Source organism: Bacillus sp. FSL K6-2865, assembly GCF_040311405.1.
GTDB lineage: Bacteria > Bacillota > Bacilli > Bacillales > Bacillaceae > Bacillus > Bacillus velezensis.
This window is the reverse complement of sequence record NZ_CP152036.1, coordinates 2,262,680-2,284,986: the sequence shown is the minus strand read 5'-3', so window position 1 is coordinate 2,284,986 and position 22,307 is coordinate 2,262,680. Positions and strand designations below refer to the sequence as shown.

Genomic DNA, 22,307 nt, shown 5'->3' with positions numbered 1-22,307 from the left:
GATGGCTTTTAATAAAGAAGAAAAAATCAAATCATTAAACCGCATGCAATATGAAGTCACACAAAATAACGGAACGGAGCCGCCGTTTCAAAATGAATTCTGGGATCACAAAGAAGAGGGGCTGTATGTTGATATCGTATCGGGAAAGCCCTTGTTTACTTCTCTGGATAAATTCGATTCTCATTGCGGCTGGCCCAGTTTTACAAAACCGATTGAGGAAGAAGAGGTTGACGAAAAACTGGACACAAGCCACGGGATGATCCGGACGGAAGTGAGAAGCAAAACAGCGGATTCCCACTTAGGCCACGTATTTAATGACGGTCCGGGGCCAAGCGGTCTCCGTTATTGCATTAACTCTGCGGCACTCCGGTTTATTCCGAAAGACAAGCTGAAGGAAGAGGGCTATGAAGCCTGTCTGCATTTATTTGAAAAATAGAGCTCAGCAATGAGGCCTGCCTATCAGACAGGCCTTTTTTCTATGTTTTTTTTTCTTCATGTAATCGTTCAATAATCTTTACGATTGTGTCTTTTGTGATGAGCGGCGCCTGATCGGATTGATATCTGGGGAGATTGACCTTCCGAAATTCCGGATGTTTGGCGGGGTCGGGCAATATCGCGTAAAGATTGCCCCATTCATATAAAGATTCCGTCTCATGAGGAGAGGTCAGTTCTTCATGAAGCTTCTCACCAGGGCGTTTTCCTACTTCAACAGCGGCGGGGCGAGGCAGTCCGTGCCGGAACGCATATTCTTCAAATCCGTGAAGCAGTTCTTCAAGCCTCAGGGACTCCATTTTAAAAATAAATGTTTCTCCGCCCTTTGTAATCGCCGCAGATTGCAGGGTGAGCGTTGCGGCATCATCAATCGACATAAAAAACCTCGTCATGTTTTTATCCGTAATGGTGAGCGGGCCGCCTGCCATCAACTGCTCAAATAAAATAGGAATAACAGAACCGCGTGAACCGAGCACATTGCCGAAGCGGACCGAACAAAACACCGTACCGCGGTTTTGAACATGCTGATTTGCCTGATGAAACAGCTTTTCGGACAACAGCTTCGTAGCTCCCATTGTGTTTACCGGGGAAACGGCTTTATCGGTTTTTTAAGATATTTACTGTATTTTGAGGGACTATCAGTGACGGTGAGGTCGATAACGAAAAATTAAACCTTAGGATAGGGGTAATTTCAAACTGAGCCGGAGTTGGCCCTTTTCTTTTTTGTGTCATCGTAACGATAACTTCTTTGAAGACCATTCTTAATAGCGCGTTCTTTTTCTCTGTGCTTGATTCAATGTGATATTGATCAATTATCTTATTTATGTTGTTTCTGACTGTATTACTGTCTATTTCTGATTGCGCTTCTTGAGTTCCATTGAGCTCATGCTTGGCAATCTGGAGTTCTTTAAATTCTTCATCTAAAACAGCTTTTCTTTTCAAAAAAAGTTCATCAGTGTAAATGCCGCTCTCATATTTCTCGAAGATAAAATTCTCTTTGTTTTTTAACTCTTGTTCTTTTTGTGAAAGATGTTCAGACATTTGCTTTTTTGTTTTCACATTACTATTTACGTCTTCGTATTTAGAAATCATTGAAGTGATATGTTTTGTTAAAGTCTTATTATCTAAGTTGCTTAAAGAAGAGAGGTAATCCAAAATGGCATATTCAACATCGTTATATCTTACATAAGTGCATTTATTCTTTTTGCAAGTGAGTGATTTAACGTGATACACACTTTCCGTGCCGTTTTTGTTTTCTCGCGTTCGTCTAGTTTCGTATTTAGATAATGGTTCACCGCACTTAGAACAAGTGCATACGCCTGCCAATTCACTTAATTCCAATGCATTTTTATTAGGCAGCAGGGGGACTTTGTTTGCAATTTTATCTTGTGATTGTTGAAATTGTTCTTGATCTATTATAGGGGCATGTGCATCCGATACTACAATTTGTTCCTTTTCAGGTCTAATTGTTCGTTTACCGTCTTTTGTTTTTTCCCTAACCTTATATTTAACAGTTCCGATATACGCTTCGTTTTGCAGAATTGCTTTAATTGTGTATTGATTCCAGCGCTTTTTTCCTGATGGAGTCGGTATTTGTAATTTTGTTAAGTGAGAAGCAATCGCTGTATAACTATAATCTTTTCCATTCAACCCATTTAAAAAGATGTTAAAGATGAATTGAACGACTTTTGCTTTTTCTTCGACTGGGACTAGTTTGGATGTTTTTTTGTTTAACCGGTATCCATAAGGCGCTAGTCCGGAAATCCATTTCCCTTGTGCCGCATATGTGTATTTAGCGCCTGTCATACGCTCTCTGGTCATTTCAAATTCTTCTCTGGCCATAAACAATTCAAAACGAATCTGACGCATGTCTGCAGGATTTCGAGGGTCATAAACTTTATATGGTGTAATGATAATCAATCGCTTGCTTTGAAGAAGGTTAACAATTTGTCCCGCATCACTGTAGCTCCCGCGGCTGAGTCTTGTTATTTCTTTAACAGCAATTGCCTGGTACTTGCCTTCCTCGAGGTCTTTAAGACATTCTTTAAAAACAGGGCGGCCCTCAATGCTTTCTCCTGACCCGATTTCCATTTTTAATTCATAGGGGATTTCAATCGACTTCAGTATTTTATTCATGAGTTCTTTTTGTTCTGTTAGCGTATCTTCACCTGTTCTTTTTTCTCGCTCCATATCCTGACGAGAGCGTCTAAGATAACCCAAAATATTTGTAATGTTGTAAGAATGAACGATGTTTTTTAACTCCAAAAAATCAGCACCTCCTCTTTATTGTATTTACTGTAAAAAGAGAAGTATTCGTACAATATTCTGTCTGACATTGAATACGAAAATAACGTAATAAATATTGTAGGGGCTGTATTCTTTAAGTGTTGGGCTAAAGAGCTCGCTCATACGCTTATGTTTTTTTTGTTTAGCCTAAGAAAATACCCAAATAAAAAAAGAAGCCTCAGAGGACTTCAAAATAATTAATTCTTCTCACATGCAAAGTTGTCATTATCCCGATCCATCTTAGATGTATAAGCAGGGTGAGTGCTTGGTACGCCATGCGGATATTTCTTTCTCAGCTCTGTGCAGTTTGCAAAGTGTTCTGTTCCTCCAGCAGAAGGGGAGGCTTGTGCAGAGTTAGAAGAGCTGCTTGATGCTGAACCGCTTGAGTTCGATTTATGTGTCTCGGATTGGTGTGTTGTAACTGACTTTTGAGCCGGCTTAGATACACTTACTGATTTCTTCGGTTTCGTTACGCAGCCATTAAATCCTTTATCAGTCGCATATCCATTCTTACTCCAAATCTTCAAGTCTTTATCTTTCGCAGCTTGCTCATCTTTCTTATACGTGTCTAAATACTTCGTGTTTGGCTCATATACATAAGCTACTCGTGCTAATCCTTCTTTAAGCAGTGTTTCTTGTACTGATTTGCCATCTGCATAAACGTAAGCCAGCATTCTGCCATACTTGTCTGTACGATCTCCTTTATCAAACTCCAGTTGAAGTTTTCCCTTGTTAACCAGCTGTTTGTTTCTTGCTGAAGCATCCTCACCATATGGTTGTACGCAAGAGTTTGGGTTCTTAGTTTTAGGCGTGTCAACAAGTAAATAACGAACAGTTTTGACTTCGCCTTTATAGTTAACTTTAATTGTATTCCCATCAACTGTTCTGTTAAGTGTTACATCGACCAGCTTTTTCTTATTGTCAGATGTCTTTTTATCCGACGAATCCTTCTTTGAAGCATTTTCGGCTTTTTCATTCTTGTTATTGCTTTTGTCGTTTGATTGAGTGTCTGTCTTTGTCTCTTCTGCATCCTTTTCTTCTTGCTGCGATGTTTTAGCTGTATCGGAATCTGTTTTATCTGTAGAAGTAGAATCAGACCCACACGCAGCTAAAGAAAAGCTTAGAGACAAAACTCCAATACCTAACAACAATTTCTTCAATGTAATTCCCCCAAATTTGTTTGTTCTGTCTCTTTATCGGACAAATCTTCCTAATTATAAGTATAAAACCAATGATTGTAAAATTGGTTTTATTTAAAAGTTCTCATCTTTTGTGTGGTAAAATTTAGTGGACGTGTTTGTGAAGGAGGAGATTTTATGAAAGAAGGAAAGTTAGTTCACATGACTCTTGATGGTATTAAGAAAGCAGTTTCTAAATATGGTACATTTCCTATGTTTCATCATGGGGGACATGTCATGGAAGATGCTACTTTTCATTTCAGAGATCCAGCAAACCCTCAAGAAGTAACTAATCTAGAAAAGAAGTTAGGAGTTTCTTTCCCTAATGATTACAAAGAGTTTTTGTTTAAACACAATGGAATGGAAATGTTTAATGGTGTTGAATTACTTAGCACAGAAGGAATTATTGAATATAATGAAGTTCAAGATTTCCCCGAGGGATACGTCCTAATTGGATATCATTATGATGGAAGATATGTAATAGACACAAACAAATCAAGAAACGGATTAGGTTATATGCTATATCTAGATTCAATTGATGATATTGAAGATGCAGTTAACTTAGATTCTAATTTTGAGATATGGTTTGATATGTTAGTGTCTTCTAACGGGACGAAATATTGGGAAGTGAGTCCGAATATACAAGAGTATTATAAACATGTTTCAGAATAAAAGACTCCGATTTGGAGTCTTTCAATTATTTGTTTCTTATTTCTTTTTTGTATAGGAAGCCACACTGGATCTACTTCACTCCTACATCAAGAGGAATTAAATTGCTTTTCTAGTTTCCACCGCCATTATTCTTTTGGAAGTTGATGATGAATCTCAAATTTAACCCACGTTTTCTTGCCATACTTTTTACCAACCGATATCGTCTAGCTGTTTTTCAAGTTTCGATATTTTTACCTTTAAAATACTTATTTCTTCTTTAATTTCTTCTAGTGTTGCTCCGCTTGTGCTATAACCTTTGTAATGTGCGGTCACGTAATCAACGTCTTCAAGTTGGCGAAGTCTTTCTCTTAATTGACCTAGCTGATTAATTTGTTTTTCATATTGCAATTCATTCATATGAATCATTACCCCCGGTATAAATTTGCTTGTTATGCTAGTGCATTAGGAATTGGAAGTTGTGGGCCTTTTCCTTCTCTAGCAAGAACCCAATCATCGTTGTCCCACATTTCTGTTTTTCTACGGCCTCGGAAATAATCCCAGTGAGAATCTATTTCCATTTCAATGATCGATCCGTTCGCTCCTAAGGTAACCCAGTTATAGCTACCATTGCTATGACCAAATTTAATCCATTGGATAGGGAACTGATTAACTTTTCCATTCTCATCAATAAACTGACGTTGTTGATTATCAATTCTTATAAAAGACAATCCCATTGCATAACTGGGCTTTATCTTTGAAAAAATCCCTTCAGCCATTTCTTTTGCACGGTCTGTGGATAGGAACTTACCTTCGGGAACGACTGAGAGATTTTTCAAACTGATCATTTCGTCTCCCTCAAATACAGCAATAATTCTTGGTCCATTTAAAATGAATTTTCCGTTTTTTTGATAGCGTAAAATAGTTACATTATTACCATTTCTTGTTTCTGTTCGCTTCTCCACTAATCGATAATGAGAAGGAATAGTTACGACTTGTTGAATTTTTTCTTCTTTATTCATGAATAGGACATCCTTACTTATTTGCTAATTTGTTTATGGATTCAATAAAATACTTTCTTTCTTTTTGTGAAAGTGAAGACAGAAACTCATTGTTTACCTCTTCGATACTTTCCATGATCGTTGGGTACATTTTTTCCCCTGCTTTAGTTAAAGATAATAAAAAACCTCTTCGGTCATTAGGATTTTCTTTTTTACAAATAAAATTCAGCTCAATCAATTTTTTTATTGCCCTTGTTACATTACTAGGATTTACTCCTGTAAGCTGCACAATTTTTTCTTGGGGGAGATCACCAAATTCAAATAATTTAACAATATAATAATAAAGACTAGAATTTAAATGATGTGAAATGAGTTTTTGATCTAATTTTTTTATATAGTATCGACGCATAATTTGTAACCATTTAAGTAAATCCATCTCATTAACTTCCGACATCAAACCACTCCAAACTCAGAAATGTATTTTCTTGCGCAAGCAAATAATATAACATCTAATCATTATTGTCAATTAAGAAGTACTATAAGTTCAGGAGGTTTTCGGTACAACCATCGGATGAAACTGTAGGTTTTGTTAAAGGGTTCTGAATCCTAAACAAAAGCACTTTAACAAAAAGAAAGAAGTCCTTTAGATGCCTTATGTTGTGGTAAAATTTAGATGAGAATAAGTGGAAAGGAGATAGATATGAAAGTATTTGAAGCATCCTCGTTAATCTCAGCAGCTGAAAAGCGAGCAAAAGAATACGATCAGATTAGAGAACAATTTATCAATCTCAGAAAAGCGTTTCAGGGAATGGCTGACTTAGACGACAGTGAGTTTTCAGGCAAAGGCGCAGACAACATTAAAGCATTCTTTCAAGATCACGCCGGTGTCACAGACAGCTGGCTTGATCTGATCGATATGAAGATTGCGTTTCTTAACAGTATTTCAGGAAAAGTAGCTGATGCCGGATTGGGCGATTCGTTTGTGGAAGAGTCCTTTTTAGAACACGAGCTGATCCATGCGAAGAATCAATCACAAGCCATCATGCAGGAGCAGCGCAATGAAATGAAAGGTATCCTTGATGAAATCAGCGATATCATTCATCTTGATGTTTTCTCTACAGAAGATGTCGATCAAAAGCTTGAGTCAGCAGATAAAAAAAGGAACGATACCATACATAAACTCGGCAAACTTGATCATGATCTAACGAAAGAATACGCAGAAACCGAGGCAAACGAACATTTCATTCAGGCAGATTTTCAGCAGCTCCAAAACGCTACGGGAAAAGGGAAAAACGCCACTCCGCTTCACTATAACGCCAAGGCATACAGGGAAAGTGACATACATAAGAAAAAAGGCGAGATTGCAAGACATTCAGACACATATTTAACGTTTAAGAAGGAAGAAGCAAAAGAGCGGGAAATCAAGGATCTGAAGAAAAAGCTCGCTGACGGTGTGACCGATCCGGATGAATATTTGGAAATTGCGAAGAAGATCGGCTATGAAAACCTTGAACCTTCCCAGCAGCAATATGTCATTCAGCTTGAACAAGCAAAACAGCTGGAAGAAGCCGGAGAAGTGACTTGGGATATTTTAAAAGGTGTAGGCATAGGGGCATATGATATTGTTAAGGATACGGTAGTTGGTGCCAAAGACTTGGCAGTTGGTACTTGGGAATTTTCAAAGCTTTCTGATGAGCAGAAGCTATTAAAAATAACTGGTACCATAATTGAAACACCTACTTATGCTAAAATTATTTGGAAAGACTTATCTGATTCTTGGAATGATAAAATGGTCAATGGTGATGCTTATTCGAGAGCGCACTATATAACTTATGCTGTTGGAAGTCTTGTTGGATTAAAAGGTGGGGGCTCTATTCTTAAAGGGTCAAGTAAGTTAGCTACAACTGGAGCAGACAAGGTTGATAAAGTCTTAGGAGCTGGAGAAAAAGCAGTTACTAATAGCGTAAAGACTGGAATTGATAAAGGGAAAGTCTTCAGTAATTCTTTTTCTATAAATAATAATCAATTGGCATATGCAGGTATCCTTCAGGATATAGAGAATACTCATAATGTTAAAAACACATCAATATTAAAAGAAGCGATAGACGAGAAGAAGAGTGTGCTTTATAAATCAGCTGGTAGCGATGACTTTATAGGAACATTAAAAGGTGAACAGGTTCTTTTGAAAGATGTTAAAGTTAAGGAAATTAGTTACACAAAGAGAAGCCCAGAAGATACAGCAATACTTAGAAGAAAGTTCAACAGTTCTATTAAAAAACAATTTTTAAAAGGTCTATCAAATGATCCTAATAAAGTTAAGAAACTCAAGAAGGCTGGCTTAACAGATAAAGATATAGCCAGAATGAAAGATGGTCTCAACCCTAAGGGATATCAAGTTCACCATAAACTTCCTTTAGATGACGGTGGCACAAACGATATGGATAACTTGATCTTGATCAAAAACGACCCTTACCATAAAGCAATAACTAATGAGCAAAATTCATTAACAAAAGGTTTAACACCAGGAGAAACAAAGAAAATTAATTGGCCTATTCCTAATGGTGAAATATATCCAAGTGAGAAATAAGGAGGCAGTTTTATGTGGATGAATTTATTGGAGGAAATTCGAAAAACTGAAGAAAAGTATGGAGATGAATTGAATTCTCCTGTTACAGACAAAGAATTAAGAAATTTTGAAGAAGCAGTATTAGGTAAGTTCCCTATAAATGAAATTCCTTCAGGATATAAAAAATTTCTTCAAACCGTTAACGGATTAGATTTTAATGGCTTGGTAATCTATGGGCTGGATAAAATATTTTTGGAAGAAGAAAATGATGAAGAAGTTTATGGTTTTATTGAAACAAATGAACAATGGCACGAAAATGACGAACAGAAAAAATACCTGTTTTTTGGTGATTCAGATACAGCTTGGTATTGCTTAGATGTGATTGAGAATGAATATTTGGAGCTTGATAAACCCTCTGGAACGTTGATGAACAAATTTGATGATTTTAACACCATGCTAGCTGATGCATTGAAATTTAGCTTAGACAATTAAATAAAAGTAATACAAAGGTGTGGATATGTTAATCAAAAAGATTGCTTCTACATCAGACTGTCGGTTGTTTGAAGCTGATGGTCTCCCAGTAATAGGCGAGAAGCATCAACTACCAAAAGATATTAGGGAATTTTATGAACAATGTGGTGGAGCAGTTTTATATGAAAATGCGGATTATCCAATATATATAGTAAGTCCACATGAGTTTAAATTGGCTAACCCCGTTATTGTTGGGGAACTTTGTGAAGAAGATATTTCATCCGAGTGGTATATTGTTTGTACGGATGGAAAAGGAGAATATCTGACAATTGATTTAAATGAAGATCGTAAAGGTAAGTGTTACGATAGCTTTTTTGATCGACATGGAATTGTTGGTGAAACACAGGTAATAGCCACTTCATTTACTGATTTAATACAGCGATTGCTTGAGAATAAGGGTAGGCACTGGTATTGGTTAAGGGGTGAATTTATATCATTAGGCTATGCGTATGATGGTGTAGAAATTGAATAATCCAATAAACAAAAGTTTTGCAAATCATTTCAATGGTTTCATTTAATGTGTTATAATCAAACTGTAAAATACAGACTGGTTACAGTGTATTTCTTTAATAAGAAATGCATAAAATAAAAAGACCAGGGTGCTACCAACACCCCGGCTTTGTACAAAAAGCTGCCCATCAAAGGGCTTGCTCAGCGGTTATTCGTGATAGACCTCTTCAGGATTCCAGTCTCAAGGGAGGTCTATTTTTTATTTATATACGTCAACAGGGCGATTATAAACGACCCGAATGCAAGCATTAACATTAATGCCTGAAATGTTGACATAAGCATTACCCCCTTTCGTAGGGGATGAGCAAGACTCCCTTGAGTGAGCATGCTTTAATGTACAGGAAACATTATACACTAGTTCCATTTATATGTCGTCAAAAACCCATTCAGTTACTAAAACGAAAGAACCAAGTTAGAATCAGGTTCTTTTTTTGTATTTAAGTTAAATACCTCGCTGGAATTACCGATAAATGACATGTGGAATAATACCAAGAGGATTAAGGAATTGAAAAAAGTGCTTAGTTTAGTAACAATTACACTTCTTGCTGCTACAACGATGTTTTCCATTCACACATCGAAAGCAAAAGCAGTTGAAGCAGCACCGCTTTACAGTTTTTAGATTCTTTCCGTCACAGATGGCAACAAATTTGCTTGGGAATCCCTTACAAGCAGCAAACCAAATGCAACAAATGTTTTGAAAGGTGACAAGCTGCATATTAAAGTTCGCTTTATGGACTATACAAATTCGACCGTCATTAATGCCAAAGACGGAAGGAATTTGTTATACAAAGGTGAAGCAAACATATACAAATATGATGCTCTACTTGGGCAAAACAGGATAGTGATAGGATGGGACAAATACATTGAAATTCCAATGAACGAACTTCCTTCAAATGAGAGATTCAAGTTGAAGGACTTGGGAAAAACATGAAAATCATTTACAGCAACGTTGTAAAATTTGAGAGAGGGTGAATGTTATGGAAGGCCTTAATAACTCTTACAACATTACGAAAGACCCTAAGTTTTTAGCATTTTGCAGTTTAGCGACAGAAGGCGCAGGAAGTAATTCGAATCAGCAATGTTCAATTAATTTTGATGTATTTAAAGATGCGCTCGAGAACGGAAAAGTGGTTGATAATCAAAACCTTAAAAGCACTTCAGAATTAAATCACCAGTTCGATTACTGGAAATCTAGAATAACGGGTGGACGAGCTGTAACTGAAACCGATAATCAAGTGCTGGATATCATCAAACAAGCATACAATCTTGGAATGGTGACGAAAGATAATATGCTTTTGAGAAATCAAGCCATTAACGCGTATAAAACATCTATTTAATTTAAAATTAAAGCCCCTTATTCAGGAAGGGGCTTTTGCTTTGCAACTTATTCTTTATGTTTAATCTAAAACCATAAAGTCCTGCACTTTTGTTTCTTCTTCAGGCAAATCAAATTTATTAAGTTTCTTTTTAGTACGGATATCAAAAATCCCCATATAGCCACCAATGCCTTTTTTGTTTTCCTCTTGTGAAATCACATAAAGTTTTTGATCTTTAAACTTTGCATTCATATACGGAAATTTTAAATCGAATTTTTCAAAAGAAAAATCTTTATCGTACTCAAGTAAGCAGGCGTATCCGGATTTATTAATATATGTAACGTAAAATTTACCGTTTTTTTTGTCGTAATACACAGCGTCCGCTTGTTCGAGATCATCAGGATATTTTATGAATTTTGATTTCCATGATCCTTTTTCGATTACAGTTAGTTCATGTTCTGAGCTAGCCACAACATATTTTTCAGAGTGATCAAATACATCTCCATAGGAAGCTAATCCAATCGTTTTAATAATCTCTTCTGTTTTTCTATCAATGACGTACAAAGACATTCCTTGAATGACGTAAATATACTTATCATCGCTTTCTCCCATGGTTACTAGGGAGGGCAAAGTCAGGCTATATTTTTTATTGAACTTTTTATCATTTACTTTCAGTTCATTTCCATTGGTGTCGACATTATAGGCTTTTACAGAAATATCTTCTCCTTGATACCAAAAAGCAAATGGATTGGATAATTTATGTTCTTTAATGGTGTTGTTTTTTAATGTGTAATAATATGGTTCATGTTCAGCTAACAAGACGATATCGTCTGAAGAGGGGGTTTTTTTCTGGATATATGGTATATCCGGTACCTTAAAGTATCGTTTATTAAATTCTTCTCCTTGTGATGTGGATATGAGTACGCTTTTCTTGATAAGTGGATTTGAATAGATAAAAAAGATTTTATCCTCGGTTGGATTAATTTTAGAAGTACTTACAGAGTGTTCACCTTTATTTATAAAGAATGCATTGATCAACAATATAACTATTGCACCAATTAGAACTCCTGAAATCCCATATAAAACATAAGACTTTTTCATATAACGCTCCTTATCTTTTATATAAAATAAAAAGACACTTGCAAAATAAATCTGCAAGTAAAATGATTAGTAGCTAACAGTTTTTGATGAACGATCAATATCTGCAGGTGTGACAAGTGCGCCTCTATTACTGTCTAGGTCGGTTCCTTTTGTATTTTTGTATGATTGCCACACAAGTTTAGAGCAATAATATTTATTTGTATTTTTTTGGTTGCAGCAACTGAATAAGACTTACCTGTTTTACTACTAGCATATCTCTGGGCCTTTACCTTATCATAGATATCTGCGCCCTTAACATACTGTTTCTTTTTGCTTTTGAATCGCTTACCCCAGTTGTTCTGATAATTCCTTACCCCTTTTCCAGCCCATGCTTCCATAATTTTGTTATGGATGGGATAAGAAATAAATACGGATCTAAAGCGATCTTACGAGCTGTTTCATATACACCTGGAGGCACAGCTTTGCATAGAACAGGTTTGACAGGTGATCACAAATCATAAAATAAAAAGCCCACTCATATGAGTAGGGCTAAATTAATTTTTAACCTCCGACTGGCCTTTCAGCTACCTGGATGTTAGATGGTGAATCTGTACTCAATTGCGTTAAAGCTACCCCACTTAAAATTACAGTTAAAATAGATACGCAAAGCACAATTTTTTTCATAAGATTCCCTCCACCTGATTCATTTTCTGTTCAGCCCAAATTTTTTCATTGAAAAAGCTTGTTGCTTCTTCAAAAGCACCTATTGATTCAAACCTTTTTGCAGCTATGTAGGACAATTCATCTACACTTTCAAGGTCATTTTGTTGTTTTAAAAACTCAATATAACGGATGCAATTATTGAAGTTGTTTTTTAATTCACCGCAATATAGGTTGTATAGGATGCTAATTTTGGCTTCGTATATCTTATTCTCCATTAATATGAGTCTTTCCTGTGCTTTATTGTAAAAATTAATGGCTTTCATTTTTTCGTCAATTTTAAATAGTTCCTTAATCATCATGAATAAAGAATTTATATAATAATTTGAATTCATCCAAGATTCATTTCCAATAGCTTTTTCGAGAGATTTAATGCACTTATCAGGTTTGTCCCAATCAGAATACACGATACTAAGGTTGTGATATAACTGAGCTTCCAAATATTCATCCTTTGTTTCTTGTGCAATGTCTATTGCTTCTAAATAATATGTTTCTGACTCTTCAAACCGTTTCATATCGGAATAGTTTGCAGCAGCAATCATTGTTGAAGTTGCCAGTTTGCATTTATAATCAGGGTGTCGCTTATATATTGCAATTGCATTCTTGATGTAGTGTTGTGCCACAATGCTTTGTTTAACAAGAGTGTATAAGTAGGAGACCTTGGAGTAGAATTCAGCTGCTTCAATTTCATCCGGAATTTCTGCAAGCTTTTTCTCTGCTAATCCATATAAGTTAATTGCTCGATCATAATTTTTGTTGTATGCCTCGTACATTGCTTCGAATAAATAAAAGTTATATTCCAATTTATCGTTCGTTCTTTTTATGAAATTTTCATTCTCTTCAGTGAAATAAGTGTGCTTTTGTAAAGGCTCTCCGCGTGAAGAGTGTAGCAACATTTTGTGTCTTTCTTCTAATAAACTGTAATATGCAAGAACTTCTTGATCCTCTTCCATATCATCGAACAGGCTTTTAATCTCTGAGTAATATTTTATTGACTCATGTACCTTTTGTTTCTTTATAGCAATGTACCAATCATTCAGTGTAGTAGCAACAACTTCTGAAGCGATCTTACTCATCCAAACCCCTCTTTCTGAAAATTTCAAAAATCCTTTGGGAATAATCATAACATAGTCATTGAAAAAATTGTAAAAGGATGTAGAGATTTTGGGATTTTCTAATTTGAAAAAACGAAAAAAATACCCTCCTTGTTAGAGAAGGGTACGTGATCAGTTTGCTGTTGCTTTCAGAGAAGCAAGTTACTCATCTAATGTTCCAGAGAAACCTTGTTGAACGGCTAATTCATATGCTGATTTTCGATCTTTACCGGCAGCGCAAGTAGCTCCTTTAGCTCCAGTACTGCCTTTTTCACCTTTTAATGAAGCTAACCATTCAAAAGTGATGAATATTCAAGGCGGGAGTAAGGGAAATTAACAAAAAAATGTGAGGGAATGTAGATGAAACGATTTATCTTGGTTATACCGTTATTGGCTGCTGTTATTGCCTCTCCAACTCAAATGAAAGCAAGTCCAATGCCTTGTAGTGCAGTACTCGAACCGGTAAATCAAAAACTGAAAAATGCGAAGGGTGCGGCACTAATCTATAAAGTGCAGTTATACCCGCCAAGTGCTGCAAGAACGAATATGAGTATTCTTGCTGTCCACCTTCCTCAGCCATCTTCTTATGGAAGCTACGACGGTTATGAAGGATTTGCTGCCAAAACAGGGGAAATCAGTTGGCGATTTAAACTATATCCGACTCCCGAGGGAGAGAGTCCTAATTGGGCTGGAAGGATTGATTCCATATCGGCTGAAATGACAAATGTTAAAGTGCAAGTACGCCTTTCAAATTCTAAGACACAAAAGTTGGGGCCAAGTGTATTAACAAACAATATTCAATCTTGCTATTAGAAATGTAGAGCTCTTATCAAAGAGAGAAATGCGACTGGATCTTTTGTAAAGTGTCAAAAAGGTAATTGATCAAGAAATTCTGGTGAAAAATGAAAAAGAGTCCATTAAGGTGGAATGTGTCTGGAGTCAATTCATCATTTGACAGAAGAGAGCCGGCAAAAGTCGATATTGCGTTTGATTTTGTACATAGAAAGACGGCATAAAAAGAAATGGTTAGCTAAAAAAAGGCAAAGAGTCAACGCTCTTTACCATCAGGTGTTTTCCTTAAGCGGTCTGCAATATGCTTAATTAAACTCAGCGCAGCAGTCACTAATCCAATAACTAAAACAATTTCAAGTAAGAGGATAAATCCAAAATTTAAACCGCGACTTTCAAAGTAATCACCAGTAAAAAAGAGCAATTGATAAATTCCAAGCATTAGCACAATAAAGGAAGCGCCTATAATCGCCAGAGACTTTTTAGAGAACTCCTTAGTATGGTTAAAATTATAAACCAATAAGAACAAAAATAGACAAGCCATGGCGATCTTATGAGTCAATGAATCACTTGCTGAGAACCCTTGCACAAGTAAGGAGATAATTAATCCGGTCATTCCGATTATTTTGTTCAATATATCACCTGCTTTGTATAAGTATGACCTTAGATGTCAGCTTACCAATTAAAGGTGATATTCTCAACATAATGCAGTTTAAAGTTAACTTAAAAATGTGATTATTTTAAGAAAGGGGTTGAAATATGCTCGGTTGTCAAAAAGGGGAGCAAGTAAGGTCTTTGAGGAGGAGGAAATGGGAATTATATTGTGGACGACAAATCGAGGTTCTGTAGGTGTTGAATGGGACTCTGGTGAATATGGTGAATACAATGATAAAGTCGATGAGCTATTAATGTTAGCAGATTAATATGTTTTCCGTAAGTTAAACGAAAGCAGTTCATTAAAGGAAGGGTTAGCCAATGATTAAAATAACGTTATTCCAAGATGAATATTGCAATGATGAATGGGTTGAAATTGATAGGCTATTAAATGGTTTCATAAGAGCAGAGTCAATTAATATTGAAGTGATTGATATCAAATACAATTCATTAAATACTGTGCGAACTCATAATACCGCTCTGCGTATATATAGAGAAAGGACTTAAGATCACTAGGACGTGAAGATGAAATCGTGATTTTAAACGGAGTAAGAGGAAGAAATGAAACCTATGTAGCAACCAGGGAAATAGTACTTTACCAATGAATCAATTAAAGAGGTGCATTATGCTGGTGACAATAAAGAAGCTGCCTTTAGCAAAATTGATGGCACTTCAGGCAACAGGCTAATTTTAGATGTTTGTTTTGATGGCTTGAGGATTAAATCTTTTATCAGATTCATAATGGTGATTGGCGAGTAGCTTTTGATAAATTGGGCAGCACAAAGAAAGAGGTTGAAGACTACAATGCCAAACTAATTGCGGCACAATTTCTTTGAAATGTTGGAGAGAGCTGAACAAGTCTAGATAAAAGAAGAAGGATTCTATCACTGGCTTGTTTTTTGTGTAGGAGCCTTGAATCTTCGATTGTATTACCAATATATCATATTTTTACAAATAATCCATTTCTGTCTTACGATAGTTTTTAATGAATACAAAAAGCCCCACGAATGGAGCTTAAATTACGTTTTATTGAACATAGCCAGAAAAGTCGCTCGGAGCAGAGAAAGATAGATAGTAAAGCGCATTGGCATCTAGATTTTTTATTGTTCCTGTAGCTGTACCGTTAGCATTTACAGTTAGTGTTTCAGTAGCAAAAATCCAGTCGGAATCATTCCAAACTTTCACAGTTAGTTTAGTTCCAATATTGTTTGTAATTGAATAGCTTATCGAAGATTTTCCTTGAAAATAACTGTTTGAATATAATGTATTGCCAGTTGCTTGTCCAGCGAATGTCAATTTGTTTTTCGTAAGATTTACAATGCTATTTGAATTAGGAGGGTTAAGACCAAAAGCTTTAAATTCACCTTCGGCAGAGCTAGTAAGCTTAGTTGAAAACCTAGAATTGTCGGTCTCAGCAGATGCGGCAGTGGCAAAGCTCAGAGAAAGAATGGCCACCATGGTGCAAACAATAAAACTAAACAACTTTTTCAAATTAAACACTCCTTTATTTGTAAACTCAAGTAAATAATAACACTTAATTTTAGGAGGTCAATAGGTTTATTCAAACTGGAATGAATCTGTCACAAAATATGAAGAGCATTTGGTGAAGGATAACTTATTGTATTATGTACTAAATTTTCAGTTCATTTTAAGGGGCTAAGCATTAAGGAGTTATGTAACGGAGAGATTATACTCTCCAAGATTCAAAGGAATGTATGCGGGGTTTACCATGTAGTCTTAAATCTATAATCACTTTCAGCCAGCTATAAGAATGTTTATTAATCTCATGGGGGCTTTTTTAATACGATTCCTTCAAGATGCTTTTCTTTGGCAGATTAAAGTAAGCTAGCGTCCCATTACAGTCTCAAAGCCAGGAACACCACCTTGGGCTGCAAAAACAACAGTACCATTGAGCATATCAAGATTCGAGAGTTCTGGGAACTTGCTTGTTACTTTATTGTGGTGACGAAGTATAAAGCATGAAGGTTCAGTGTGAGCTTTAGGAGCTGAATTTCTTAGAGAAAGCACTGTATGAAGAGGGATTTTAATTAAATAAAGCAGACATTAAGCCTGCTTTATCTTTTTGAACATTATTCCTTTTTTATATGCATTATGTTCTCACCAAATGCCCGTCCTTAAGATTTTAAATTCTGGGCACGATCAGACTTTTTAGGGAAAATACATTCTAACAAAAGAAAAAATAAAGTTAATCCTAATGATAATTTAAAATTGTCGCTGTTCCCAATTGAACATAAGATACCCACTATATAAATGAATAAAAACCTAAACAATGAGGCAAATATAAACTTGAAGAAGTTATCCCCAATGAGATGCCTTCCAACAGCCACAAAAATATTATCAAAAGTAAAAGAATAAACAACCATACACACACTTGTTATAACAATCTGTTTAAATTCTATTTCTAATTCAAAGAAGCTTACAAGCACATTTGCTGATCCTGTTGCAAATAAGATTATCACCATTATGACTGCAGTAGGAATGAGTGATAAAACCAAAGCTCCTATTACTGTAGATAATAAAAATTTTTCATTTGTGTTTTTTTCTGCAGCTTCTTTCTTTTCTCCTCTGTACATAAAAATAAAAAAGACGATGAGAGATAAAAGATAAATTGATAACGTCATAACAAGCAGATTCATGGTGATCTCTCCTTACCTAATTAAAACAAAAGAGTGAAGGTTGTAAGCCTCACTCTCTTGTTTTTAATGTATAGTTATACCAAAAAGAACACAACAACCTTCGCAATTAACTGTGCATCAGCTAATGGAATTCCGGCTTTCACTAAGGCCACCGTAACAGCTGTTTCTCCGAAATTTGTAAGTTCATCTATAACGTCCGCCGCTTTGTGTCCCCACTTAGAACAAGCATCACCAGCTTTTTGAGCCCATTTATATGGGATCTTTTTAATAAGGTTTCCTAAAGCGGGACCGCCAACCCTAAGTGCTTTTACTAATATTTGTTTAGCGAAAGGAATGCCCTGTGTATGTACTTCAGAATTTGAAGCTAAAGGAGCCTGTACGCTATTTTGAACTACAGGTGCTTTTTTACTTTCTGCTGCACTTGCATAGCCAGGAGAAACAACTGATATAGTCAGCACAGCCAACGTGAACACCATGATAAATGAAATAAGTTTTTTCTTCATTTCTTCACCATCCTTAAATAACCATTAATTTAATATATTTACAACTATATTGGATATTTGTAATAAAATCAATATATTACCTGAAAATTTTCAGTTATAAAAGAAGGAACAAGAATTTTAAAAACATACTTTTGTTATTATACGAGACACAACTTTTTTAAAAAAGAACCGAAAGTCTCATTGGGGATGCCCATTTTATGCCGTGGAGAAGATTCAATAAAACTGTAATTTTAACAAAAACAAATTAAATACAATATGGTTTTATGGATATTTTCAGGGTAACGTCTGAGTGTAATATCATTAAAACACTCAAAGGGGGAATTAGGTTTGAGAAACACCATTGACAAGATTGGAATTTTACTGGAGTGGTTTGCTTTATGATTTTGGGCAGGAGTTAATGCGAAAGAGCTAACTCAGACTAGGAATGATACTGAAAGCAACATCTACCTTTAATCAATCAGTCAATATACTTAACTTAAAACCGCCTCAAATATTAAGACCCTAAGTTACTCGACAACTGCAGATGATTGGGAGGATGCCGGAACTACATACGGGATACCAAATTTGAAAAGTACTCAACTGCCGCTGTCGTTCAAACATAGGATTTGCTTTTAAATTTGCCTACAGGGGGTTGGTCATCTTATTTAGCTGGATTAGCTAATATGATCATTCTAGGTGAATGTAAATTGTTTACTTTAAGGATAGGCAGGAATTTAAGATGGCAGGGGCAACTTTAATGACAAAACACCTTGTAACGATTGATGAAGATAAGGATCGAAAGAAAAAATCGGGAGTGACAGCTTTATCATCACAGACAAAGGCGGCCCAAAAGTTGCTGCAATGTGATAAAAAATAATCCTGCCTTAGGTGGGAGGATTATTACATGCTGTTTATTAAGCTGTAAACAAACGCAACAATAAATAGTGGATAAGAGATAATAGCAATTAGTTTTGAAGATTTGCTCTTTTTTTCAAATGTGTATATTAGTGCAAATCCTAAAAAGAATATTGTGACAAACCAAGAAGAATAGGACGGGTACAATGCAATAAGTAAGACAATAAGAGTGGATAACGCAAAAGAAGAGTTTAGTGTTATTTTCTGATCGTTTTTCAAATAAACCGCCTCCTTACACATATTCCCCCCATATAAAAACACTTAAACATTATATTAAGTCAGCATGATTAAATGATAAACATTTTAAGTAAAGAACAAGATAAAGCAATCCGGCATTTCAAGGACAAGCTGAACATGTCTGAAAAAATGTGGTTGATCAGTCAATTTGGATTTAGTGATGTAATTGTGCGGTTCTATGATGGTGAAGATATCGCCGTGTTCCATGACTTCGGGGAAGTTGTTTAAAACCGTTAAAAATGAGGCGTTTTAGTCTGTCAGTTCCTAAACAGTGTTTTACTCTTGTTACAAATACGCAAGAAGGGCGGTTTGATTTTGTATAGAGTGTTTTTACTGTTGTTCATTTCGTTATGTATACCATTAGGGTGTCAAAATCAACATAACAAACATTTTATGGAGGCTGAGCAAACTATGGTCGGCTATGTCATTTTAAAAAGAGAGAATCAAGCAATTCTCATACCTAATGAAAAAGCTGATGTTAAAGACTATGAAAATCTTAGTGAAAAAGAGATTATTGAAAAGTATAGATCGGATATAGTATTACTGGGACTTAGTCAACTTAACAATAAAGATGACTTGAGCAAAGGACAAAAAATTCGTATTTGGTATAAAAAATTAAATGAATCTTCACCTCCAAAAACAAACATCTCAAAGTTTGAAAGTATTTAGTACATATTCTGTAATTCCTAGGAATACCGCTGAAAAAACTGAAGCGGCATATTGAACAGAAATAATGTCTTCAAACCTTACCTCATTCGCGGTGGCTTAATCCTGCCCCAAGATTTATTTGACGATTGTTGACTCAAGTGCAGAGAAGGCACATGCCAAGAACACATTTTTGAATTACTGGGCACCTTGAATAAAACCAGCATTCCCGTATTCATATGCGAAGAGATCGGTCTGAACGCTGGATAAGTTAACCATACCTTTGAACAAGCTTGCGAGGCTTTGATAAAGAAAGAACAGTCAAGAGACGAACCATTACATACATATAATACTCCTGTGAAAGCGGGGGTGTAGTTTTGGAACCTTACCAACGTTATGAGGAATTAAAGAAGAAAACAATAAAGGTTGTCCATAAAGATAATTACAGTATCCGCTATATAGATCAGGATGAAGCGAGTAATGACTTAGATGAATTTTATAAACAATTTGCTCAGCATTTATTGGAGGCTGCTTTGGAAAGGAGTGCAGAGTAAGCTTCTTTTTTTGATTTGTTTGTAGTAAGTATCTTAATAAACGGCTTTATCGGTACTGATATTAATCACATGCGTCACCTCTTGCAGCAAAGCGGCTTCTGCGACATTTTGTCCGCCGATAAGGTTGGTTTGAATGGCTTCAAAGGGATTATCCTCACATGTCGGAACCTGCTTCAGCGCAGCTGTGTGAAAGACAATATCAACACCTTTCATCACTTGGTTGACTCTTCTGTAGTCACGAACATCGCCGAGCACAAATGACAGTCTTTGTTCATCCGCGTATTTTTGTTTCATCACATATTGTTTGCTGTCATCTTTGCTGAACACAATGACTTCTTTAGGGGTTAAGAGCAAAAGGCGTTTTACTATTTGGCTTCCGATTGATCCTGTCCCGCCTGTGACGAGAACAGTTTTATCGTGAAAAAACGGTTGTAGCTCTACTGCTTGCTGTTTAGGCATGGCTTATCCTCCAACTCTCGTTTCTCTACCATGCATCATATGTTGAACAATTTCAGCGAGTTAATGAAAGAAACCAATAAATCAAAAATTAGAGAAAAACATTAACCTAATGCGCTTTCATATCGCTTTACCCGATTAATAGAATAGAAATCACAAACAAAACATTGTACTAAATGTTCATTTTAAATATTTGCTCACGTCAATTCTTTCTCTTCATAAATTCTCACATGCGGACAATCTTCACAAAAACTTAACACTGAACTTCCTGTATGTATTTTACAATTAAAGTGCACGTTCATAAAAGGAGGAAGGAAAATGAATCATTCAAAAACACTTTTGTTAACCGCGGTAGCCGGATTGATGCTCACATGCGGTGCGGTTTCTTCCCAGGCCAAGCATAAGCTGTCTGATCCTTATCATTTTACCGTGAATGCGGCGGCGGAAACGGAGCCGGTTGATACAGCAGGTGATGCAGCTGATGATCCTGCGATTTGGCTGGGCCCCAAGAATCCTCAGAACAGCAAATTGATCACAACCAATAAAAAATCAGGCTTAGTCGTGTACAGCCTAGAGGGAAAGATGCTTCATTCCTATCCTACCGGGAAGCTGAACAATGTTGATATCCGCTATGATTTTCCGTTGAACGGAAAAAAAGTTGATATTGCGGCGGCATCCAATCGGTCTGAAGGAAAGAATACCATTGAGATTTACGCCATCGACGGAAAAAACGGCACATTACAAAGCATTACGGATCCAGACCGCCCGATTTCATCAGCAATTGATGAAGTATACGGTTTCAGCTTGTACCACAGTCAAAAAACAGGAAAATATTACGCGATGGTGACAGGGAAAGAAGGCGAATTTGAACAATACGAATTAAATGCTGATAAAAATGGATACATATCCGGCAAAAAGGTAAGGGCGTTTAAAATGAATTCTCAGACAGAAGGGATGGCAGCAGACGATGAATACGGCAGTCTTTATATCGCAGAAGAAGATGAGGCCATCTGGAAGTTCAGCGCTGAGCCGGACGGCGGCAGTAACGGAACGGTGATCGATCGTGCCGACGGCAGGCATTTAACCCCTGATATTGAAGGACTGACGATTTACTACGCTGCTGACGGGAAAGGTTATTTGCTTGCATCAAGCCAGGGTAACAGCAGCTACGCGATTTATGAAAGACAGGGACAGAACAAATATGTTGCGGACTTTCAGATAACAGACGGGCCTGAGACAGACGGCACAAGCGATACAGACGGAATTGACGTTCTGGGTTTCGGGCTGGGACCTGAATATCCGTTCGGCCTTTTTGTCGCACAGGACGGAGAAAATATAGATCACGGCCAAAAGGCCAATCAAAATTTTAAAATGGTGCCTTGGGAAAGAATCGCTGATAAAATCGGCTTTCACCCGCAGGTCAATAAACAGGTTGACCCGAGAAAACTGACTGACAGAAGCGGAAAATAAACATGAAAAAAGCAGCTTATCCAAGC

The 22,307-nt window shown here is 36.4% G+C and carries 27 protein-coding genes and 1 pseudogene; 12 read left to right on the top strand and 16 right to left on the bottom strand.

What is annotated here, in order from left to right:
- Position 1 precedes the first annotated feature (1 nt).
- Complete coding sequence (msrB, locus tag NYE42_RS11140; protein WP_007409536.1) at positions 2–436, top strand: peptide-methionine (R)-S-oxide reductase MsrB; 435 nt, start codon at positions 2–4, stop codon at positions 434–436.
- Between the two features lie 40 nt (positions 437–476).
- On the opposite strand, the pseudogene NYE42_RS11135 reads toward msrB, so the two are convergent.
- From NYE42_RS11135 to NYE42_RS11125, 3 genes and pseudogenes are all read right to left on the bottom strand, one after another.
- Positions 477–1,097, bottom strand: a pseudogene (locus tag NYE42_RS11135) (polysaccharide biosynthesis protein); the annotation flags it as partial.
- Complete coding sequence (locus tag NYE42_RS11130) at positions 1,090–2,757, bottom strand: recombinase family protein (protein WP_352426463.1); 1,668 nt, start codon at positions 2,755–2,757, stop codon at positions 1,090–1,092. The pseudogene NYE42_RS11135 and the gene NYE42_RS11130, both read right to left, overlap by 8 nt.
- 218 nt (positions 2,758–2,975) lie before the next feature.
- The gene (locus NYE42_RS11125) at positions 2,976–3,938 is read right to left on the bottom strand and encodes a thermonuclease family protein (protein WP_352426462.1); all 963 of its coding nucleotides are present in this window, start codon (positions 3,936–3,938) and stop codon (positions 2,976–2,978) included.
- Positions 3,939–4,193: 255 nt separating this feature from the next.
- Here NYE42_RS11125 and NYE42_RS11120 point away from each other — a divergent pair, with 255 nt between their 5' ends.
- Complete coding sequence (locus NYE42_RS11120; protein WP_154018752.1) at positions 4,194–4,628, top strand: SMI1/KNR4 family protein; 435 nt, start codon at positions 4,194–4,196, stop codon at positions 4,626–4,628.
- A 186-nt stretch (positions 4,629–4,814) separates the two neighbouring features.
- Here the strand turns inward: NYE42_RS11120 and NYE42_RS11115 are convergent, their stop codons facing one another.
- Genes NYE42_RS11115 through NYE42_RS11105 form a run of 3 tightly spaced genes read right to left on the bottom strand, consistent with a single transcriptional unit; the run spans position 4,815 to position 6,041 of the window.
- Complete coding sequence (locus tag NYE42_RS11115) at positions 4,815–5,024, bottom strand: hypothetical protein (protein WP_064115853.1); 210 nt, start codon at positions 5,022–5,024, stop codon at positions 4,815–4,817.
- A 32-nt stretch (positions 5,025–5,056) separates the two neighbouring features.
- Positions 5,057–5,626: a hypothetical protein gene (locus NYE42_RS11110; protein WP_064115854.1), complete on the bottom strand. Its 570-nt coding sequence runs from the start codon at positions 5,624–5,626 to the stop codon at positions 5,057–5,059.
- A 13-nt stretch (positions 5,627–5,639) separates the two neighbouring features.
- Positions 5,640–6,041 (bottom strand): MarR family transcriptional regulator, encoded by a 402-nt coding sequence (locus NYE42_RS11105; protein ID WP_222122215.1) that lies wholly within the window; start codon positions 6,039–6,041, stop codon positions 5,640–5,642.
- 264 nt (positions 6,042–6,305) lie between these two features.
- Here NYE42_RS11105 and NYE42_RS11100 point away from each other — a divergent pair, with 264 nt between their 5' ends.
- From NYE42_RS11100 to NYE42_RS11090, 3 genes are read left to right on the top strand one after another with little or no spacing between them, the layout of a single operon-like run.
- On the top strand, positions 6,306–8,192 hold the full coding sequence (locus tag NYE42_RS11100) for a T7SS effector LXG polymorphic toxin (protein WP_352426461.1): 1,887 nt from the start codon (positions 6,306–6,308) through the stop codon (positions 8,190–8,192).
- A 12-nt stretch (positions 8,193–8,204) separates the two neighbouring features.
- Positions 8,205–8,663, top strand: a complete 459-nt coding sequence (locus tag NYE42_RS11095; RefSeq protein WP_064115748.1) for a YrhA family protein — start codon at positions 8,205–8,207, stop codon at positions 8,661–8,663.
- A 25-nt stretch (positions 8,664–8,688) separates the two neighbouring features.
- On the top strand, positions 8,689–9,174 hold the full coding sequence (locus NYE42_RS11090; protein ID WP_064115747.1) for an SMI1/KNR4 family protein: 486 nt from the start codon (positions 8,689–8,691) through the stop codon (positions 9,172–9,174).
- Between the two features lie 230 nt (positions 9,175–9,404).
- On the opposite strand, the gene NYE42_RS11085 is transcribed toward NYE42_RS11090, so the two are convergent.
- Positions 9,405–9,494 (bottom strand): putative holin-like toxin, encoded by a 90-nt coding sequence (locus NYE42_RS11085; RefSeq protein WP_076982784.1) that lies wholly within the window; start codon positions 9,492–9,494, stop codon positions 9,405–9,407.
- A gap of 412 nt (positions 9,495–9,906) precedes the next feature.
- Between NYE42_RS11085 and NYE42_RS11080 the strand changes: the two genes are divergently transcribed.
- Positions 9,907–10,143 (top strand): DUF4879 domain-containing protein, encoded by a 237-nt coding sequence (locus NYE42_RS11080; RefSeq protein ID WP_229024210.1) that lies wholly within the window; start codon positions 9,907–9,909, stop codon positions 10,141–10,143.
- 46 nt (positions 10,144–10,189) lie between these two features.
- A complete protein-coding gene (locus NYE42_RS11075; RefSeq protein ID WP_064115746.1) occupies positions 10,190–10,549 on the top strand; it encodes a hypothetical protein in 360 nt (119 codons plus the stop codon).
- A gap of 60 nt (positions 10,550–10,609) precedes the next feature.
- Here NYE42_RS11075 and NYE42_RS11070 read toward each other — a convergent pair whose 3' ends face one another.
- The 3 genes from NYE42_RS11070 to NYE42_RS11060 all read right to left on the bottom strand — a co-directional run bounded on the left by NYE42_RS11070 (position 10,610) and on the right by NYE42_RS11060 (position 13,404).
- Positions 10,610–11,629: a hypothetical protein gene (locus NYE42_RS11070; protein ID WP_064115745.1), complete on the bottom strand. Its 1,020-nt coding sequence runs from the start codon at positions 11,627–11,629 to the stop codon at positions 10,610–10,612.
- A 540-nt stretch (positions 11,630–12,169) separates the two neighbouring features.
- Complete coding sequence (phrK, locus tag NYE42_RS11065) at positions 12,170–12,292, bottom strand: phosphatase RapK inhibitor PhrK (RefSeq protein WP_016936664.1); 123 nt, start codon at positions 12,290–12,292, stop codon at positions 12,170–12,172.
- Positions 12,289–13,404, bottom strand: a complete 1,116-nt coding sequence (locus NYE42_RS11060; protein ID WP_064115743.1) for a Rap family tetratricopeptide repeat protein — start codon at positions 13,402–13,404, stop codon at positions 12,289–12,291. Before NYE42_RS11060 ends, phrK begins: the two co-directional genes overlap by 4 nt.
- 378 nt (positions 13,405–13,782) lie before the next feature.
- Here NYE42_RS11060 and NYE42_RS11055 point away from each other — a divergent pair, with 378 nt between their 5' ends.
- Positions 13,783–14,235 (top strand): hypothetical protein, encoded by a 453-nt coding sequence (locus NYE42_RS11055; RefSeq protein WP_094032089.1) that lies wholly within the window; start codon positions 13,783–13,785, stop codon positions 14,233–14,235.
- Between the two features lie 235 nt (positions 14,236–14,470).
- Here the strand turns inward: NYE42_RS11055 and NYE42_RS11050 are convergent, their stop codons facing one another.
- Positions 14,471–14,845 carry a YoqO family protein gene (locus NYE42_RS11050; protein ID WP_015240044.1) on the bottom strand — a complete coding sequence of 125 codons (375 nt, stop codon included), beginning with the start codon at positions 14,843–14,845 and terminating at the stop codon, positions 14,471–14,473.
- Between the two features lie 341 nt (positions 14,846–15,186).
- Between NYE42_RS11050 and NYE42_RS11045 the strand changes: the two genes are divergently transcribed.
- On the top strand, positions 15,187–15,372 hold the full coding sequence (locus NYE42_RS11045; RefSeq protein ID WP_144664637.1) for a hypothetical protein: 186 nt from the start codon (positions 15,187–15,189) through the stop codon (positions 15,370–15,372).
- Between the two features lie 519 nt (positions 15,373–15,891).
- Here the strand turns inward: NYE42_RS11045 and NYE42_RS11040 are convergent.
- From NYE42_RS11040 to NYE42_RS11025, 4 genes are all read right to left on the bottom strand, one after another.
- Positions 15,892–16,356, bottom strand: a complete 465-nt coding sequence (locus NYE42_RS11040) for a hypothetical protein (protein WP_043021832.1) — start codon at positions 16,354–16,356, stop codon at positions 15,892–15,894.
- 644 nt (positions 16,357–17,000) lie between these two features.
- Positions 17,001–17,522 (bottom strand): hypothetical protein, encoded by a 522-nt coding sequence (locus NYE42_RS11035; protein WP_021493934.1) that lies wholly within the window; start codon positions 17,520–17,522, stop codon positions 17,001–17,003.
- 74 nt (positions 17,523–17,596) lie between these two features.
- Complete coding sequence (locus NYE42_RS11030) at positions 17,597–18,025, bottom strand: hypothetical protein (RefSeq protein ID WP_144664638.1); 429 nt, start codon at positions 18,023–18,025, stop codon at positions 17,597–17,599.
- A gap of 879 nt (positions 18,026–18,904) precedes the next feature.
- Positions 18,905–19,138: a hypothetical protein gene (locus NYE42_RS11025; protein ID WP_039254812.1), complete on the bottom strand. Its 234-nt coding sequence runs from the start codon at positions 19,136–19,138 to the stop codon at positions 18,905–18,907.
- 429 nt (positions 19,139–19,567) lie between these two features.
- Here NYE42_RS11025 and NYE42_RS11020 point away from each other — a divergent pair, with 429 nt between their 5' ends.
- Complete coding sequence (locus tag NYE42_RS11020; RefSeq protein ID WP_237436502.1) at positions 19,568–19,825, top strand: DUF3221 domain-containing protein; 258 nt, start codon at positions 19,568–19,570, stop codon at positions 19,823–19,825.
- Positions 19,826–20,178: 353 nt separating this feature from the next.
- Positions 20,179–20,355 carry a recombination directionality factor SprB gene (sprB, locus tag NYE42_RS11015; protein ID WP_007612049.1) on the top strand — a complete coding sequence of 59 codons (177 nt, stop codon included), beginning with the start codon at positions 20,179–20,181 and terminating at the stop codon, positions 20,353–20,355.
- 33 nt (positions 20,356–20,388) lie between these two features.
- On the opposite strand, the gene NYE42_RS11010 is transcribed toward sprB, so the two are convergent.
- Entirely contained in the window at positions 20,389–20,814 is a 426-nt protein-coding gene (locus tag NYE42_RS11010; protein WP_003153663.1) for an SDR family NAD(P)-dependent oxidoreductase, read from the bottom strand.
- A 315-nt stretch (positions 20,815–21,129) separates the two neighbouring features.
- Between NYE42_RS11010 and phyC the strand changes: the two genes are divergently transcribed.
- Entirely contained in the window at positions 21,130–22,281 is a 1,152-nt protein-coding gene (gene phyC / locus NYE42_RS11005) for a 3-phytase (protein WP_352426460.1), read from the top strand.
- Positions 22,282–22,307: the final 26 nt, after the last annotated feature.